This is a genomic window from Bacillus sp. Bwzl_19, from assembly GCF_054900515.1.
The window spans coordinates 950,393-967,316 of record NZ_CM142729.1; the positions used below are offsets into that span (position 1 = coordinate 950,393).

The 16,924-nt window shown below is 46.1% G+C and carries 13 protein-coding genes and 2 pseudogenes; 7 read left to right on the plus strand and 8 right to left on the minus strand.

Translation table 11 applies throughout. The annotated features are described in order from the left end of the window. Window positions 1-127 precede the first annotated feature (127 nt). A pseudogene (locus ACW5MY_RS05010) lies at window positions 128-1,643 on the minus strand (mechanosensitive ion channel). Between the two features lie 173 nt (window positions 1,644-1,816). Here ACW5MY_RS05010 and ACW5MY_RS05015 point away from each other — a divergent pair. Further along, complete coding sequence (locus tag ACW5MY_RS05015) at window positions 1,817-3,223, plus strand: SpoVR family protein (protein ID WP_013351656.1); 1,407 nt, start codon at window positions 1,817-1,819, stop codon at window positions 3,221-3,223. Between the two features lie 38 nt (window positions 3,224-3,261). On the opposite strand, the gene ACW5MY_RS05020 is transcribed toward ACW5MY_RS05015, so the two are convergent. After that, entirely contained in the window at window positions 3,262-4,641 is a 1,380-nt protein-coding gene (locus ACW5MY_RS05020; protein ID WP_013351657.1) for an alkaline phosphatase, read from the minus strand. Window positions 4,642-5,101: 460 nt separating this feature from the next. Between ACW5MY_RS05020 and ACW5MY_RS05025 the strand changes: the two genes are divergently transcribed. Then, on the plus strand, window positions 5,102-5,932 hold the full coding sequence (locus tag ACW5MY_RS05025) for a C40 family peptidase (protein ID WP_013351658.1): 831 nt from the start codon (window positions 5,102-5,104) through the stop codon (window positions 5,930-5,932). Between the two features lie 69 nt (window positions 5,933-6,001). On the opposite strand, the gene ACW5MY_RS05030 is transcribed toward ACW5MY_RS05025, so the two are convergent. Further along, complete coding sequence (locus ACW5MY_RS05030; RefSeq protein WP_289394243.1) at window positions 6,002-6,877, minus strand: LysR family transcriptional regulator; 876 nt, start codon at window positions 6,875-6,877, stop codon at window positions 6,002-6,004. A 109-nt stretch (window positions 6,878-6,986) separates the two neighbouring features. Between ACW5MY_RS05030 and ACW5MY_RS05035 the strand changes: the two genes are divergently transcribed. The 4 genes and pseudogenes from ACW5MY_RS05035 (at window position 6,987) to ACW5MY_RS05050 (ending at window position 12,261) form a co-directional block, all read left to right on the plus strand. Next, window positions 6,987-8,090, plus strand: a complete 1,104-nt coding sequence (locus tag ACW5MY_RS05035; protein WP_041481718.1) for a citrate synthase/methylcitrate synthase — start codon at window positions 6,987-6,989, stop codon at window positions 8,088-8,090. 78 nt (window positions 8,091-8,168) lie between these two features. Then, window positions 8,169-9,038, plus strand: a pseudogene (locus ACW5MY_RS05040) (SDR family oxidoreductase). Between the two features lie 350 nt (window positions 9,039-9,388). Continuing rightward, window positions 9,389-10,792, plus strand: coding sequence for an amino acid permease (locus tag ACW5MY_RS05045; protein WP_013351662.1), 1,404 nt, complete (start codon window positions 9,389-9,391; stop codon window positions 10,790-10,792). Window positions 10,793-10,905: 113 nt separating this feature from the next. After that, window positions 10,906-12,261 (plus strand): sodium-dependent transporter, encoded by a 1,356-nt coding sequence (locus tag ACW5MY_RS05050; protein ID WP_013351663.1) that lies wholly within the window; start codon window positions 10,906-10,908, stop codon window positions 12,259-12,261. A gap of 40 nt (window positions 12,262-12,301) precedes the next feature. Here the strand turns inward: ACW5MY_RS05050 and ACW5MY_RS05055 are convergent, their stop codons facing one another. Genes ACW5MY_RS05055 through sigM form a run of 3 tightly spaced genes read right to left on the minus strand, consistent with a single transcriptional unit; the run spans window position 12,302 to window position 14,137 of the window. After that, on the minus strand, window positions 12,302-12,592 hold the full coding sequence (locus ACW5MY_RS05055) for an anti-sigma-M factor (protein WP_003155315.1): 291 nt from the start codon (window positions 12,590-12,592) through the stop codon (window positions 12,302-12,304). After that, the gene (locus ACW5MY_RS05060; protein WP_193351906.1) at window positions 12,580-13,653 is read right to left on the minus strand and encodes an anti-sigma factor; all 1,074 of its coding nucleotides are present in this window, start codon (window positions 13,651-13,653) and stop codon (window positions 12,580-12,582) included. The genes ACW5MY_RS05055 and ACW5MY_RS05060 overlap by 13 nt, the downstream gene beginning before the upstream one ends. Further along, window positions 13,646-14,137, minus strand: a complete 492-nt coding sequence (gene sigM / locus ACW5MY_RS05065; RefSeq protein ID WP_003155312.1) for an RNA polymerase sigma factor SigM — start codon at window positions 14,135-14,137, stop codon at window positions 13,646-13,648. Before sigM ends, ACW5MY_RS05060 begins: the two co-directional genes overlap by 8 nt. 233 nt (window positions 14,138-14,370) lie before the next feature. Between sigM and ACW5MY_RS05070 the strand changes: the two genes are divergently transcribed. Further along, a complete protein-coding gene (locus ACW5MY_RS05070; RefSeq protein ID WP_193351507.1) occupies window positions 14,371-14,970 on the plus strand; it encodes a lysophospholipid acyltransferase family protein in 600 nt (199 codons plus the stop codon). Between the two features lie 44 nt (window positions 14,971-15,014). Here the strand turns inward: ACW5MY_RS05070 and ACW5MY_RS05075 are convergent, their stop codons facing one another. Next, on the minus strand, window positions 15,015-16,349 hold the full coding sequence (locus ACW5MY_RS05075) for a hemolysin family protein (RefSeq protein WP_013351666.1): 1,335 nt from the start codon (window positions 16,347-16,349) through the stop codon (window positions 15,015-15,017). A gap of 61 nt (window positions 16,350-16,410) precedes the next feature. Beyond that, window positions 16,411-16,836, minus strand: a complete 426-nt coding sequence (locus tag ACW5MY_RS05080) for a MerR family transcriptional regulator (protein ID WP_013351667.1) — start codon at window positions 16,834-16,836, stop codon at window positions 16,411-16,413. Between the last annotated feature and the right edge of the window lie 88 nt (window positions 16,837-16,924).

The window sequence follows — 16,924 nt, forward strand, 5'->3', positions numbered from 1 at the left end:
TGACCTCGAAAAAAGAGATTTTACTTCTGTTACATTTTATCATAAAGGAATTCAAAATAAAAAAAAAGGAATTTGCCCCTCAAACTCAAAAAACGTGCGCTCCTTCTGAGCACACGTTTTTTTTGAATTAAGACATCGGCGGCTTACGATCGTCAGAAGCCGATTGATGTTTTTCGATTTTGCGATCCAATTTCGCGAGATAACGGGAGGCAAACTCTTTTCCCCCAAGACCGAATGAAAGTCCGAAGGCAAGTGCAAAACCGCCCAGAATGAGAATAAACGCGGCATTTACGATCGTATCGGCGACGCCGAGCTGATCTAGCGCCATAAAGATTGAGAGAGTGATAATTGTATATTTCGCAAGCGGCGCCAGGAATCTGAATTCTTTTCCGCTCAGCATGCCGACAAGCAGTCTGCTGACGAGCTGTCCGGCCAAAAGCCCGATTCCGAGAATAAATACAGCGGCCAGAACATTAGGCAGGTAAGCGATAATGCCGGTCGCGATGACGACGAGAAATTCGAGATGAACAAGCTGCAGCGCCTCTGCCGTAAAGAGCAGGACGATGATGATCTGCGCAATCATGCCGACCGTCTGAGAAAGCGTAAGTTTCGGGCGCTCCGCCTGTTCAAAGCCCATTTTTCCAAGAAGTGAGTCGAAGCCGGCCCGGTGCAAGAGTCCTGTTACAATGCTGTTTACCCATTTTCCGATCCAGATGCCGGCGATGATCAGCACAATACCGATGATGATGTTAGGAAGCATTGTGAAGACCGTGTTCAGCATTGCGGACGCCGGTTCAGAAATGCCTGCTACATCAAGCCGATCCAGCGCAGAAATGACAACCGGAATGAAAATCAGCACGTAGACAATCGTTCCGATGATTGCCGACAGGCTTGTATCTTTCAGATAAATAGAAAGCCCCATACGTGCGGCAAGTCTTTCCGTGCCGATACTCGCCAGAAAGTTTGTGACAATATCACGGACGAGACGGGCAACAAGCCAGCCGATTAATACAATCAGCGCCGCGGCGAATAATTTTGGTATAAAGGACAAAACGCTTTGGATCATATTTGTAAACGGTTCTGATACTCCGCTGATCTGGAGAGCGGACAAAACGCCCGGCAGGAACAAGAGCAAGACGAAATAAAAAACGATTCGTGAAGCGGCCGTAACGGATCTGCTCATCTCCGCTTCTTCAGAAACCATGGTCCATTTTCTGAGCCAGCCGTGTTCAGCCAGTTTCATGCCCGCTTTTTTGACGAGATAGCTGAAAAGCGAAGCGGCCGCCCAGCCCAACAGCAGAATCAAACCGGCTTTTAAAACGCTCGGCACAGCCGCCGTTATCGCCGACAGCATGCTGACAAAAGGCGAAGCCACGGTTGTCAGATGCAGAATGTTAAAGAATAGAATAAAAACGATAATTAATGCGATAAAATAAATGATTTTACTGATGACTTTTTCCGAGGAATAGCGCGCCGGCTTTTTTTCGGCGAACAGTCTGTCGTCGATTTTTGTTTTTTGGAGGCCTTTGTATACGGCTTTTTCAATGATTTTCGCAATGCCCCAGCCGATAAGCAGGACGAGCAGTGCAATGATCAGATTGCAGTTTGCTGAGATACGTGGTAAGCATGTCTGCTGTGTTCAAGTAGAATCGCTCCTTTTTCTTTTTTTTAGGGTGTGGTGTGTGTTTTACCCACTTACATATAAAGCAAACGGGGCGGATGTGCCGAAAGTTTTCAGACGGAAACCCGTCTGTTATTTCATCTTTTGAGAGGAGGGGTCATACATTATAAATAAGTCCAAGTAGGGGGGATTCGGTTGAACGCGGAGGAGACAAAAGGTTTACAGCGGGCAATTGAGGAAATAACCGACATTGCGAAGGGATTCGGCCTTGATTTCTACCCGATGAGATACGAAATTTGCCCGGCTGAGATTATTTATACATTCGGGGCGTACGGCATGCCGACGAGATTCAGCCACTGGAGCTTCGGCAAACAATTCCACAAGATGAAACTCCATTATGATCTCGGTTTGAGCAAAATTTATGAACTTGTCATTAATTCCAACCCTTGCTACGCTTTTTTGCTGGACAGCAATTCGCTGATCCAAAATAAATTAATTGTCGCCCATGTTCTTGCGCATTGTGATTTTTTCAAAAATAACTGCCGCTTTCAAAATACGAACCGGGACATGGTTGAGAGCATGGCGGCTACAGCGGAGCGGATTAAGCATTACGAAAGAATTCACGGGATTAAAGAAGTGGAGTCCTTTTTAGATGCCATTCTGGCGATTCAGGAGCATATCGATCCGTCGCTCGTCAGGCCGAAGCTGCTGTGGAGCGTCGATGATGAGGAGGAGGACGAAGAGGAAACCGCGTCATCGCCGTACGATGATTTATGGGATATGGATAAGCCGAAGCAGATTAAAAAGAAAAAAAGGAAAAAACCGTTCCCGCCCCGGCCGGAAAAAGATATTCTGCTTTTTATCGAAGAGCATTCGCGGGAGCTTGAACCGTGGCAGCGTGATATTTTAACGATGATGAGAGAAGAAATGCTGTATTTCTGGCCGCAGCTGGAAACGAAAATCATGAACGAAGGCTGGGCATCCTATTGGCATCAGCGGATTATCCGAGAGCTTGACCTGACTTCGGATGAAGCGATCGAGTTTGCGAAGCTGAACGCAGGCGTCATTCAGCCGTCAAAAACGGGAATCAATCCGTATTATTTAGGGCTGAAAATTTTTGAAGACATCGAAGAGCGCTACGACAACCCGACAGAAGAAATGAAAAAAACAGGAGTAAAGCCCGGTTCCGGCAGGGAGAAAATGTTTGAGGTCAGGGAAATTGAATCGGATATTTCATTCATCCGCAATTATTTGACGAAAGATCTTGTGCTGCGCGAGGATTTGTATTTATTCCAAAAGCAGGGCAGAGACTATAAAGTGATCGACAAGGAATGGAAGGCTGTGCGCGACCAGCTCGTGAACATGCGGGTGAACGGGGGATTTCCTTATCTGACCGTCAATGACGGAGATTATTTGAAGAATAACGAGCTTTATATTAAACATTGGTATGAGGGAATTGAGCTTGATCTGAAATATTTGGAGAAAGTGCTGCCGTATCTGTACCAGCTGTGGGGCAGGAGCGTGCATATCGAATCAGTTCTCGAAGATAAAGAAGTGATGTTCTCGTATGACGGAAAAGGAGTGCATCGGAGATATCTCTAAAAAAGAAGAAGGGATGCGGGGAAACCCCGCATCCTTTTTTATTTGCCGCTTTTTAAGATGTGAAAGATCTTTTTGGCCTGATCCGTGTTGTTTAAAAGCCCCGCAAATGATTCTTTTCCTGGACCGTATGCGTAAACGGGAACTTCTTCGCCCGTATGATCGCCGGTTGTCCAGCCGCTGTTGGTTTTTGCATTAAAGAGCTTAATGATCGCTTTGTAGGCGCCCTTGTCAGCATCCTGCTTTGCAGCCGTTTCGATCTGTTTGATTTCATCTTTTGACCATTTCAGGTCGGTATAACGCGCAAGCACGGAAGATACGGATTTGCCAGCTTTGATTTGGTCAGCCATAAATGCCGGCGTTTTTTTCGCTGCAAGAACCGGTTCAACATGCCAGTTTTTATCGTTGTTCGCTCCGATTGTCAATCCGCCGGTCGTGTGATCAGCCGTAGCGATGACAAGCGTATGTTTGTCCTTTTTGGCAAATGCGATCGCTGCTTTATACGCTTTTTCAAAATCCTTCATTTCGCTCATTGCGCCGACTATATCGTTGTCATGTCCGGCCCAGTCAATTTGGCTGCCTTCGACCATTAAGAAAAACCCTTTTTTATTCGAGTTCAGTCTGTCGATTGCTGCCGTTGTCATGTCTTCTAATGAAGGGACGGCGTTTGAACGGTCGATCGCTTTGTCGAGTCCGCCATCGGCAAACAGGCCGAGAACCTTTTTATTGCGGTCCTTTTTAAGCTCCTGTTTTGATGTAACATAGCTGTATCCCGCTTTTTTGAAATCCTTCGTTATATTCCGGTCTTTACGGATAAAGTTTGATTTGCCGCCTCCGAGGAGCACATCCACTTTCTGTTGTCCGTTGATGCGGTCATCAAAGTAGCTGCTCGCGATTTCATCCATATTTTTTCTGGATTTGTTATGGGCTCCGAATGCCGCAGGGGTTGCGTGGGCAATCTCTGAAGTCGCGACAAGTCCAGTTGATTTGCCTCTTTGTTTCGCTTCTTCAAGGACGGATTTTACCCGCTTTCCTTTTTTATCGACCCCGATCGCCGCGTTATACGTTTTCACGCCGGTGGCCATTGCCGTGCCGGCCGCCGCGGAATCGGTGATATTGGAATCAGGATCGTCAGGATAAGTCATCATCATGCCGGTAAGATTGGGGTCAAATGCCGTCAGTTTCATGCCGTCAGAAGGCTTTCCTTTGTTAATGACCGAACGGTAGGCGTTCATGTATGGCGCGCCCATTCCGTCTCCGATCATGAAGATGACGTTTCTGATCTCGTTTTTCTCAGGCTGTTTTTTTGCCGCAGCCTGATCAGAGTGCTGAAGCCCCGCACCCGCAATCAGACCGGCTGTCAGCACGGATACGGCTGCCGCCGGCAGAAGTTTTGATCGAACCTGTTTAAATAAACTCATTCTCAAATCGTCCTCCTTTAATCGTGTCTGTACGTCTAATGGTAGGGGATGTTTGTAAAGAGCGCCTGTCCCTCCTGTAAATTTCAGGTGAAACATTGTTAGAAATGTAAATTCCGATGTAAGGTTATGTTTTCTGGAAAAGGTGAAAATCATTCACTTTTTCAAAAAAGACGAGGATTTTTTTGACAAGGGTCAATTTGGAAAATGAATTTCTTTGTTTTTCCAAAAAACGAGGATCACAGGAAAAAAACATGACAAAACGGCTCGTTTTTCGTCACGTTTGAAATCAAATTGAAATATTTAATACCCTTAAAAACTTTTTTCAAAAACGAATTAGTAAGAAATTTGTCACGGGAAGTCAAGTCTATTTCTAGTGGAAATTGAACCTTATAATAGAAAACAGATAAAAACTTTAAAAAAGAGACTTATAAAATAGATAGAATCATTCAGGGAGGAAAACATGAAAAAGCAACTTGTTACAGCAACAACGGCAGTGGTTTTAGGGACGACTTTGTTTGCGGGTGCGGCATCTGCGCAAACGATTAAGGTAAAAAAAGGCGATACATTATGGGGACTTTCAAATCAATACGGAACGTCAATTAATTCCATTAAATCTGAGAACAAATTAAAATCGGATATCATTTACATCGGACAGACGCTGTCAATCAACGGTAAATCATCTTCAGGTTCAAGCTCTGGCAGCAATTCATCATCGTCTACATATAAAGTCGTAAAGGGCGACAGCCTTTGGAAAATTGCGAATAAATATAAAATGTCTGTAAACCAATTGAAAAGTTTAAACGGTTTAAAAACAGACCTGATCCGCATCGGACAAGTTCTTAAAGTAAAAGGATCAACTTCCGGTTCAAACTCCGGAACGTCAACGGGATCTTCATCAAATCAGTCTTCATCTAACCATAACGCTGCACAGACGAGCCTGAATGTAAACAAGCTTGTTTCTGATGCGCAATCTTTAATCGGCACGCCGTATGTATGGGGCGGAACAACGACTTCCGGCTTTGACTGCAGCGGATTTATCTGGTACCTGCTGAACAAACAGACGAGTGTCGGAAGAACAAGCACTGCGGGATACTGGAGCTCAATGAAGAGCGTGTCCAGCCCGTCGAAAGGGGACTTCGTCTTCTTTACAACATATCAGGCCGGCCCTTCACACATGGGTGTGTACATCGGAAACAACAAGTTCATTCATGCCGGTTCTGACGGCGTCACAACCAGTGACCTGAATAACAGCTACTGGAAGCCTCGCTACCTGGGCGCGAAAAGATTCTAGCAGCCAGGGAAACCCGTTCATCAGAACGGGTTTTTTTATTTAGACGGGACAGAACTCTATTTGTTTCACTTAAAAATGAAAATGTGATAAAAAATCTAAAAAGGTTTGCTTTTTTTCATTTTCATGTAGTGCGATGGCGTACGCGCCTGCGCTCGGTATCTGGGCGAATTCGCATGGAATTTCAATCATGCTCCCTGCGGCGAGTTCGGCCTTTACAGCTGACAGCGGCAGAAATGAGACACCCAGCCCCTCTTTAATAAACCGTTTCGTAATATGCGTCTGTGTCACCTTCATCGTTCTGACGAAAGGGAATTGTATTCTGACCTGACGGAGCAAATCATCCCAATAGTCAGGATGGTTATGGGTCAGGAGCAGATATTGTCCGAACAGGTCTTTCACATCAGCCGCCTTCCCTGATCCTGATTTTCGGCCGGGGGGCGCGACGAGCACAACGGGGTCATTGTACAGGGGGCGGCAGGTGAGGGAAGATGATTGCACCTTTAAGCAGCTCAGCCCGATATCGGCTGAGCCGTTTCTGATTTGGGAGGCGATTTCTTCCGACTCGTAAATGGTGACCATCATTTCAGTCTCTTTATTGTCCGCTGTGTAACGCTTCATGACAGACGGAAGAACGGTGTCGGCGATAAGAGGCGAAACAGCGAGCGTCAGCGTGTGGAAGTAGCCCTGGCGCACCCTGTGCAGCTCCGCCATACTGTTTTCATAATCCTCCAAAAGCCTCATGGCAAACGGCACGTATGCTTTTCCTTCTTCCGTTAATTGTATTTTTCTCCCGCTTCGCTGAAACAGCTTACAGCTGATTTCTTTCTCTAATAATTTTATGTGAACGGTGACGGTCGGCTGAGATAAAAAAAGCGTTTCCGCCGTTTTTCTGAAATTCTCATATTTTGCTGCGGTGACGAAGGTGTGAAGCCATTTAAAATCCATAGATGCACTCCTCTGATTAAAAGTTTTAATTAATTCCCTTAAAAATATTCATTATTTTTTAAATATTATATTTACTATAATAACAGAAAGAGGATAAGGGGGAATGAAATTGATTTATCGTGGATTGAAAGGAATTACTTGTGCAGAAACGGCTATCAGCCACATTGACGGAGAAAAGGGGCATTTAATATATCGCGGCTATGACGCAAAGGATATCGCGCTGCAATGCAGTTTTGAAGAAGCGGCGTATCTCATTTTAAACGGAACGCTTCCGGATGAGCGGCAATTGCTTGCGTTTCAGGATGAACTTGCAGCTGAGCGCGGGCTTCCGCAGCATCTCATCGGCTTATTGGAAACGCTTCCGGACGAGATGGACGACATGGCGGTGCTGAGAACGGCTATTTCAGGTTTGGGCACAGATTCATTTACATATCCGCCCCAGCCGGAAGAAGCGATTAAACTGATTGCCGTCACACCGACGATCATTGCGTACAGATATCGTCGGAAAAAAGGGCTGAAAGCATTGTCACCTGAAGCACGATACGGCCACGTGGAAAACTATTTGTACATGCTGACCGGGAGGCAGCCGTCCGCAGCTCAGAAGAAAGCGCTTGAGACGTATATGATTCTGGCGATGGAGCACGGGATGAATACATCGACTTTTTCAGCGAGGGTCACCGTTTCGACTGAATCTGATTTAGTGTCTGCCGTCACTTCCGCACTGGGTACGATGAAAGGGCCGCTGCACGGAGGCGCGCCTTCAGGTGTCACGAAAATGCTTGAAGACATCGGCGAAAAAGAAAACGCAGAAGCCTATTTGACACAGAAGCTTATGAGGGGAGAGCGCCTGATGGGCTTCGGCCACAGAGTGTACAAAACAAAAGACCCTCGGGCAGAAGCGCTGCGCATAAAGGCTGAAGAGGTAGCGGGAAATGATCCGTCGCTTGACTTGGCGCTTTATGTGGAGAAGGAAGCCATCCGCTTATTAGAGCAATATAAGCCGGGACGGAAGCTGTATACAAATGTGGAATTTTACGCAGCGGCTGTGATGCAGGCCATTGATGTCGATAATGAGTTGTTTACGCCGACTTTTTCAGCAAGCCGAATGACGGGCTGGTGCGCCCATGTACTTGAACAGTCCGCTGACAATATGATTTTCAGGCCGTCTGCGAAATACACCGGCACCTTACCTGAAACGGCTCAGCCGCTTTAAGCCTGGCATATTTGTCCGTTTAGCTCTCCGCACTGCGTGGTATCGTCTCAGTAATACCAATTGCAGGAGTGTGAGAATATGAATCCGATGGACAGACAAACGGAAGGACAAAAACCGCAGGTGCAAAACCGCCAGCCCGGCATTGAGTCGGAAATGGACCCGAAGCCCCTTCTGTAAGATCCGGATGTAAAAGGGTCGGACAGATTAAAAGGAAAAGTCGCCGTCATCACGGGCGGAGACAGCGGCATCGGCGCGGCGGCTGCGATCGCTTACGCGAAGGAGGGAGCGGATCTTGCCATCCTGTATCTTGACGAACATGCCGATGCCGAGAGAACGAAAAAGCGCGCGGAAGAATGCCAGGCCGAATGCCTGTTAATTCCGGGAGACGTCGGTGATGAAGCGCATTGTCAGAAGGCAGTCCGGCAAGTCTTAGATCACTACGGGAAAATTGATATTCTTGTTAATAATGCGGCTGAGCAGCATCCGCAAAACGGGATCCTTGATATTACGGCTGAACAGCTGGAGAAGACGTTCCGCACAAACATGTTTTCCATGTTTCATATGACAAAAGCTGTGCTGCCCTATCTGAAAAGAGGGAGCGCCATCATTAATACAACGTCTATTACCGCTTATCAGGGCGATACATCATTGATCGACTATTCGTGCACGAAAGGCGGCATCGTTTCCTTTACACGTTCGATGGCGATGTCATTGGCCGATCAGGGGATCAGGGTTAATGCAGTGGCGCCGGGCCCGATCTGGACCGCGCTGATTCCCGCGACATTTACTGAAGAAAAGGTAGAAAACCATGGACTGGACACCCCGATGGGACGGCCGGGGCAGCCGGCGGAACACGCCGGAGCTTACGTGCTTTTGGCTTCAGACGAATCTTCCTATATGACAGGTCAAACCATTCACGTAAATGGCGGCAGATTTATTTCCACATAATCCGTAAGCCTTATCCCGCACTGCTAAAAGGTGCGGGATTTTTATTTGAACATACATATCAATATAATGCGGCAGCTGTCAGTCAAATCGTGAACTCAAAGATTGTAATACGTGAGAACCCGCTGTATGAAGGGACGTTATGGGTTCCGTTTTGCTTTAAGAAATCATAAAAATAATATATAGAATTTTCAAAAAGTTATTTTCATTTTTATATGTTTCGTTATAATATGGTATAGGAGAAAGGAATGATGTGCTGAAATATTTCATGCGAAAAATAAGAATTTAGTCATTACAGCCATTGTTATCTGAATATTCTAACATAAGAGATTGATATACAAGGAGTGAAGCAGATGAAGGGGAGCATATTCAGAAAGAAAAGCATTCAGGAACTGCTTGCCGCAACGGGCGGCGAAAAGTCGCTGAAAAGGGAGTTAGGAGCCTTTGATCTGACCCTGCTGGGGATAGGGGCCATCATCGGAACGGGAATTTTTGTGTTAACCGGAACAGGCGCGGTCACGGCGGGACCGGGGCTGACCATTTCATTTGTTATAGCCGCTCTTGCGTGTTTATTCGCGGCTTTGTCATATGCTGAATTTGCTTCAAGCGTGCCGGTTTCAGGTTCCGTCTATACATTTACTTATGCGACATTGGGAGAACTTCTCGCTTTTATCATCGGATGGGATTTAATATTGGAATATATGCTCGCTGTCAGTGCGGTTTCGGTCGGCTGGTCCGGCTATTTTCAATCATTTTTGGCGGGCTTCGGCATTCATCTTCCCGCCGCATTAACGGCCGCGCCGGGATCAATTAAAGGCACGGTCACATTCTTTAATCTTCCCGCATTTGTTATTGTGCTTGCGATTACATTTATCCTCTACTTAGGCATTAAAGAATCAAAGCGGGTCAATAATATTATGGTAATTCTGAAAATTCTTGTTGTTTTATTGTTTATCGCCGTTGCGGCTGTATATGTCAAACCGCACAACTGGCAGCCGTTTATGCCGATGGGGTTCGGCGGTGTTTTCAGTGCCGCGGCGCTCGTTTTCTTCTCCTTTATCGGTTTTGACGCCGTCTCTTCCGCAGCTGAAGAAACGAAAAATCCGGCGAAGGATCTGCCTAAAGGAATTATTTTTTCATTAATCGTCTGCACCGTGCTGTATGTGACCGTATCGGCGATTATGACGGGCGTCGTACCGTTTGCCCGCTTTGAAGGCGTCGATCACCCGGTTTCTCTCGTCCTGCAGATGGCCGGGCAGAACTGGGTGGCGGGCATTATTGATATCGGCGCGGTGCTGGGAATGACAACGGTGATGCTCGTCATGCTGTACGGCCAGACGAGGGTGATGTTTGCGATGTCCCGTGACGGTTTAGTGCCGGGGGCGCTTTCGAAAGTCCATCCGAAGCATAAAACGCCGCACGTGGTCACATGGGTATTCGGTATTCTGTCGGCATTGCTCGGCTCGCTCGTCCCGCTTGATGAACTGGCGAAGCTGGTGAACATCGGCACGCTTGCCGCGTTTGTCCTGATTTCCGTGGCGGTTATCGTGCTGAGAAAGAAACAGCCCGATCTGCCGAGAGCGTTTAAATGCCCGGGAGTTCCCTTTATTCCGGCATTGTCCATTCTGTTCTGCGTGTTTTTAATAATTAACCTTGGCGCCGCCACCATACTTCGTTTCTTTATCTGGCTGATCATCGGTTTGGTGATTTATTTCTTATATTCGAGAAAGCATTCAAAATTAAACGGGGATTTGTAAGGAGCGGCATCAGCCGCTTCTTTTATTTTTCAGAAGAGTGAAACATATTGAAATGGGCTTAAGTTATCGCAGCGAATAAGGGATAATATAGGGCGGAAGGGAAGTGGAAAGTCGTGTCTGACCAAAAAAGGGTTCAATGGGCCTCAAAAATAGGATTTATTATGGCCGCTGCCGGTTCGGCGATCGGCCTGGGAGCCATTTGGAAGTTCCCTTACGTAGCGGGTACGAACGGAGGAGGCGCTTTTTTTCTTGTCTTCGTCCTCTTTACCGTACTTTTAGGCTATCCGCTTTTGCTCGGTGAATTTATTTTCGGAAGACGGGGCCAGACAAATGCGATTGATGCCTACAAACAAGCCGCGCCAAAGTCGGTATGGCACCTCACGGGTTATGTGGGTGTGGCGGCCTGTTTTTTAGTTTTGTCTTTTTACAGTGTTGTCGGCGGATGGATTTTGCTCTATGTGCTGAAAGCCGTTACCGGTTCTTTATCAGGACTCACTCAGGAGCAGTACGGTACGGTGTTCGGTACGGTCATTGAAAATCCGATCCAGACTCTCGCCGCGCAGCTGGTATTTATGATCATGACGGTTGCGGTCGTCGCAAAAGGCGTGCAGAAAGGGATTGAACGTGTCAGTGCGGTGCTGATGCCGATTTTATTCGTGCTGTTTCTGTTGCTTGTGCTGCGCTCTGTCACGCTTGATCATGCCGTTGAGGGGATTAAATTTTTACTGGTTCCGCATTTTGAAGATTTGACGCCGGAATCCATCCTCTATGCTTTGGGACAGGCGTTTTTTACATTAACGCTCGGCGTTTCGGTCATGGTGACGTACAGTTCGTATCTGCCGAAGACCCAAAACCTCCCGGGCTCGGCAGGTTCAATTGTTATCATGAATGTGCTCGTCACGCTGTTTGCGGGACTGGCCATTTTTCCGGCGGTTTTTTCGTTCGGATTTAAACCGGATGAAGGACCGACATTGCTGTTTACCGTGCTGCCGGCTGTTTTTGACCGGCTGCCGTTCGGCTCGCTGTTTTTTATCAGCTTTCTCGCAGTCTTTTTCTTTGCCGCGCTGACTTCGGCCTTTTCTATGGTGGAAATTATCGTGGCGACTGTGGGGAAAGGGGATGAAACGAAAAGAAAGAAGCTGTCCTGGACAAGCGGTCTGCTCATTTTCTTAGTCGGAATTCCGTCCTGTTTATCATACGGTGTTCTCAGTGATGTTCATTTGTTCGGAAAAACGTTTTTTGATCTTGCGGATTTCACCGTCAGCAATGTGCTGATTCCGCTCGGCGCCTTATTAATATCAATCTTTATTCCGCTGAAAATACCGAAGCAGGAGCTGTTTGCCGAGATGAAAAGCGGCTCCGCCATCGGCTACCGTTTCTTTCAGCTGTGGTATTTCCTTCTGAAATATCTTGTGCCGCTGGCTATCATTGTCGTATTGCTGCATTTAACCGGCGTTCTTTCATTTTAAAAAAACAGGCCCCGTAAAAGGGCCTGTTTTTATTTTATGCTTAAAAACCGAATTGCAGATTCGTATCAACCGCAACGATCGTATATACGCAGACAATGACGAACAGATTGAGTATGACACCGAGCAGTCCCGGTCCGGTCCGTCCTTTTTTAATAAACAGCTCAATGATGCCGAACGGCACGGCGGCCATCGCAAACGGCAGCATCTGATAAGAATAGAATGTCACATTGCTGATGATCGCCACATTCAAAAGCAGCAGCGACAAAATCGCGGTACCGACCGATATCCAGCCGAAAACATTATGCTCTTTAAAGATTCTTACCAATTCCATAATTCCACCTCACCGATGTTTGCTGCTTTGACTGTTTTGTTTTTCAGCAGACGTTCGATTTCTTTTGTCGGCCCCGTCACGACAGAGCCGTATACGTTCATTCCGTGATGTTCAACATAGTCGATTCTGCTGCTCAGTTTCATGTCTTTGCGTTTCGATATCACCTGCGCCCATTTTTTATGATGGGACATAAATTCAAGGGCGCTGATAAATTGTTCTCGGTCTGTCTGTCCCTGCGCTTCGAAAGAGGGAGCCAGCTTAGAATCTTTCCCGGGAAATCCTAACGGATCGGCATAAGGACTGTCTTTCAGGTTTTTCTCCGTTTCGATCGCGTTCCATAAAAACTTCACATCGTATTTTTTAAAAGTTGAATATACTTGAGAAGAAGGATAGGCCCGGTCATAAGAAAGATAGACCTCCGCCACGCTTCCTTCAGGCAATTTTTTTAATGTCTGTCCGGCTTTGTCAATCGTGCGTTCCTTTAAGCCGGAAGGATGGGCGAAATAATGCTTTGCCTGTGCCGCGTCTAGATCATAGTAGTTAACGGCAGGCGATTTGACTGTATCTAAAAACATTTCAATCCGTTCTCCGCCGACGGATTTCGTTTTTGTGCCAATCTGCTTTTGCAGCGGAAATTCCGTATTCATTCCAAACAGTTTCACCTGGCTTTTCAGTCCGGAGGTATCGACGAGGACGTTCGGCATTGTGGTCGCCACTGTCACGGCCGCGGTTTCCATTAATTGATTGCCTGTGCTTTCTTTTCCTCCCAAACCGTAATAGAGGTAGCTTCCCAAAGTACAAAGCGGCAAAATCATCAAAGTGGAAATGACGGCGAGAACTGAAATCCGCAAATACGATTTGCGTTTTCCGTATGATAAAATAGCCTTCTGTTTTTCCGGACTGATGCCGACTTCCCATTCCCGGTCGTCCTGCATTTCACTTTCAATCAATTCCTGATAGACTTCCAGCTTTTCCAGCTCTTCTTCAAAGGCGGCCATTTCCCGGTCGCTCATTTCTCCATTTTTGTATTGGTAAAAACGCTTTTTAAATTCTTCATTCATCATTAACACCTCTATTATAAAGTGCTTTCAGCCGCTGTCTGGCACGAAATAAAACACTTTTAAAATTAGCCTCTGAAATATTCATAATATGGGATGCTTCTTTGTAATTCAGTTCTTTTAAATAATACAGTGTTAAGGCCTCCCGATAATTGTCGGGAAGTTCGGACATATACCCTGTCAGCACTTCCTTGATTTCAATCTGATGAGCCGGGCTTTGAACAGCCGTCTGAAAAAGGCTCCCAATTAAGTCATCGGAAATGGTCACTTCCTTTTTATGTTTTCTGACATAATCTATAAACGCATTTCTCGCCACTTGAAAAAGCCATGGCTTTACTTTGCTGTGGTCGTAGGAGTGAATGTGTATGTATGCCCTCATAAAGGTTTCCTGCAGCAAATCTTCAGCGAGATGCTTGTCTTTTGTCATGGAGAGCAGGAACCGGTAAACATCATTCATATACATTTGGTAAATTTCATCGATCGTCACTGCCTTTTCTCCTTGTTATACACGCATAAGAAAGGTTTAAAGTTGCACGTTCCATGCAAACGGCTTAAATTCATTTTCACCTAATCAAACACCATTTCTTTATAGTACCCAAAATCCGTCATAAAAGATAGGGATCGGCAGAGGAAAAATATAATTATTAGTACCAGGTAATAAAAAATATTGTTATAATAGAGGGAGAACACTTTTGATCATTACAACAAAGGAAGTGCGTTATGTATAAGTTTTGTGCAAATGCCATAAAAGCCATTCTTTCCCTGCGCGGGGGAGTGAAAGTGTACAACAAGGAGAATCTTCCGTCTGATAAAGGATTCGTTATTGCGTGCACGCATGCGGGCTGGGTGGACGTCCTCACGCTCGGTGTCGGAATATTACCTCATCAGATTCATTATATGGCCAAAAAAGAACTGTTTCAGAAAAAGTGGATCGGGGGTTTTTTGAAGAAGATTCACGCATTCCCGGTTGATCGTGAAAATCCGGGTCCGAGCAGCATTAAAACGCCGATTAAGCTTCTGAAGGAAGGACAGATTGTCGGGATCTTTCCGAGCGGCACGAGAACATCAGAAGACGTCCCGCTGAAAAGAGGAGCCGTGACCATCGCCCAAATGGGGAAAGCGCCGCTCGTTCCGGCCGCATACAGAGGCCCGTCTTCGGGTAAAGAGCTGTTTAAAAAGGGAAAAATGCGGCTTATCATCGGCGAGCCGATTTTTTTGGAGGACTTTTCTGATCTTGCGCCGAAGGAGAGGCTTGCGGCCATGACAGAAGAGCTGAATGCCAGAATTAAAGAGCTTGAGAAAAAACTTGATCAAATATAAACAAAAAAAGCTTGCCGTCTGTATCAGACGCGCAAGCTTTTTTATTATGCTTCTTTTTGTTCGGCGGTTTCCAGCAGTTCATCAAACGCCAGTTTCTTTACTTCGATATATGCGACGTGGTGGCCTTCAATTTCATTAATGATAAATTCGCAGCCTTCTTCGATAATCGAATCGTATTGTTCAACATCGTATTTCTGGGTAAGGAACCAGCCGCCGATGGTGTCGACCTCGTCATTTTCTAAATGGATGCCGAGCAGTTCGTTCACTTGATCAATCAGAACCTTACCGTCAAGCATGTAATGGCCGTCGCCGAGTTTGCGGATTTCGTTGATTTCATCTATATCAAATTCATCGCGGATTTCCCCGACGATTTCTTCGATAATGTCTTCAACGGTGACAAGCCCCGCGGTTCCGCCGTATTCGTCCGACAGAATCGCCATATGAACCCGTTCCTTCTGCATTTTCACAAGCAGGTCGTGAATCGGTGCCGACTCAATCACATGGATGATCGGATTGACAAAATCGGTAATCGGCGAGTCGACTGATACTTCGCCGCTGATGCAGGCGGTCAGCACTTCTTTAATGTTAATGACGCCGATAATATTATCTTTGTCACCCTCTTCGACAGGGTACCGGGTATATTTTTCAATCTGAATGATCTCCATCATTTCAGAGATTTTGATATCATGCGGCAGACTGACGATTTCCGTACGCGGAATCATAATTTCTTTTGCGAGTCTGTCGTCAAATTCAAAGATTTTGTTCACATATTTAAATTCAGACTGGTTGATTTCACCGCTTTTATAGCTTTCAGATAAAATGATGCGCAGCTCTTCTTCCGAATGGGCAAGCTCATTTTCAGACACCGTCTCCAGACCGAACATCTTCGTTAAAAGACGGGCGGAGTTGTTCAGAAGCCAGATAAACGGGAACATGATGCGGTAAAACCAAATGAGCGGTTTCGAAAACAGCATCGAAACGGCTTCCGCTTTTTGGATGGCGACTGTTTTCGGCGCTAATTCTCCGACGACCACGTGTAAAAACGTAATGATCGCGTAGGCGAGAATAAATGAAATAATGTGCGATAGTGAGCTTGGTACGTTTATTTTTGTGAAAAGCGGATGAAGCAAGCGTTCAATCGTTGATTCGCCTAAGACACCAAGACCAATGGAAGTCAATGTTATGCCGAGCTGGCACGCCGATAAATACTCATCTAAATGCGTGGTCACTTTTTTGACACCGATTGCGGCTTTATTTCCTTCTGCTATAAGCTGGTCAACCCGTGAGCCTCTGATTCTGATTATCGCAAACTCAGATGCTACGAAAAATGCCGTCAGCGCGATTAAAACCGCGACTAAAATCAAATTCACAATGTCCAATTAGAACCTTCACTCCTTTTGGGAAGATGAAGGTAACACCTCCTGTTAGTAAGATAATGGTTTAACTTAACAGCAGCATAAATGATTGAAGCACTGCAAGCTTTTCAGGAGCCAGCCTTTTTTTCAGCTGGGCGCGCTCCTCTGGTTCAAGCTTTTCAAACCGATGCAGGATCCCGGAGATGTTTTGATTCATATGATCAATTTCCGATGCCAGATTTCCAATATCGTCAGGCAAGGCTGAAGAGGGAAACTGGTTTTCCAGTCGGTCTTTTATATCAGACAGGGCCAATCGCTGCTTTTTACAAGCGACTATAAACTGTAATCGATTGAGTGCAAGTGTATCGTAGTAACGGTAGTTCGAGCAAGATCTGTCAGGCTTCAAAAGCCCGAGGTTTGTATAGTAATCCACCGTGCGTTTCGTTACACCGGCAAGCTCTGCTAATTCACTGATGCGATAAGTCTCAGCCCCATCTAAATCCCTCCCCAACCATCACGTTATAGTTATGAGAATAGTTTAATATATGAAGGGGAGTTTGCACAAGTTTATTGTTTTCCGTCTTTCCTCTGAAACGGGG

What these genes read in the sequence shown, in the direction of transcription:
- ACW5MY_RS05055 (WP_003155315.1), bottom strand. Translation starts at nt 12,592, where the DNA reads ATGGAATTGGTAAGAATCTTTAAAGAGCATAATGTTTTCGGCTGGATA.
- ACW5MY_RS05070 (WP_193351507.1), top strand. Translation starts at nt 14,371, where the DNA reads ATGTATAAGTTTTGTGCAAATGCCATAAAAGCCATTCTTTCCCTGCGC.
- ACW5MY_RS05020 (WP_013351657.1), bottom strand. Translation starts at nt 4,641, where the DNA reads ATGAGTTTATTTAAACAGGTTCGATCAAAACTTCTGCCGGCGGCAGCC.
- ACW5MY_RS05060 (WP_193351906.1), bottom strand. Translation starts at nt 13,653, where the DNA reads ATGAATGAAGAATTTAAAAAGCGTTTTTACCAATACAAAAATGGAGAA.
- ACW5MY_RS05045 (WP_013351662.1), top strand. Translation starts at nt 9,389, where the DNA reads ATGAAGGGGAGCATATTCAGAAAGAAAAGCATTCAGGAACTGCTTGCC.
- ACW5MY_RS05025 (WP_013351658.1), top strand. Translation starts at nt 5,102, where the DNA reads ATGAAAAAGCAACTTGTTACAGCAACAACGGCAGTGGTTTTAGGGACG.
- ACW5MY_RS05030 (WP_289394243.1), bottom strand. Translation starts at nt 6,877, where the DNA reads ATGGATTTTAAATGGCTTCACACCTTCGTCACCGCAGCAAAATATGAG.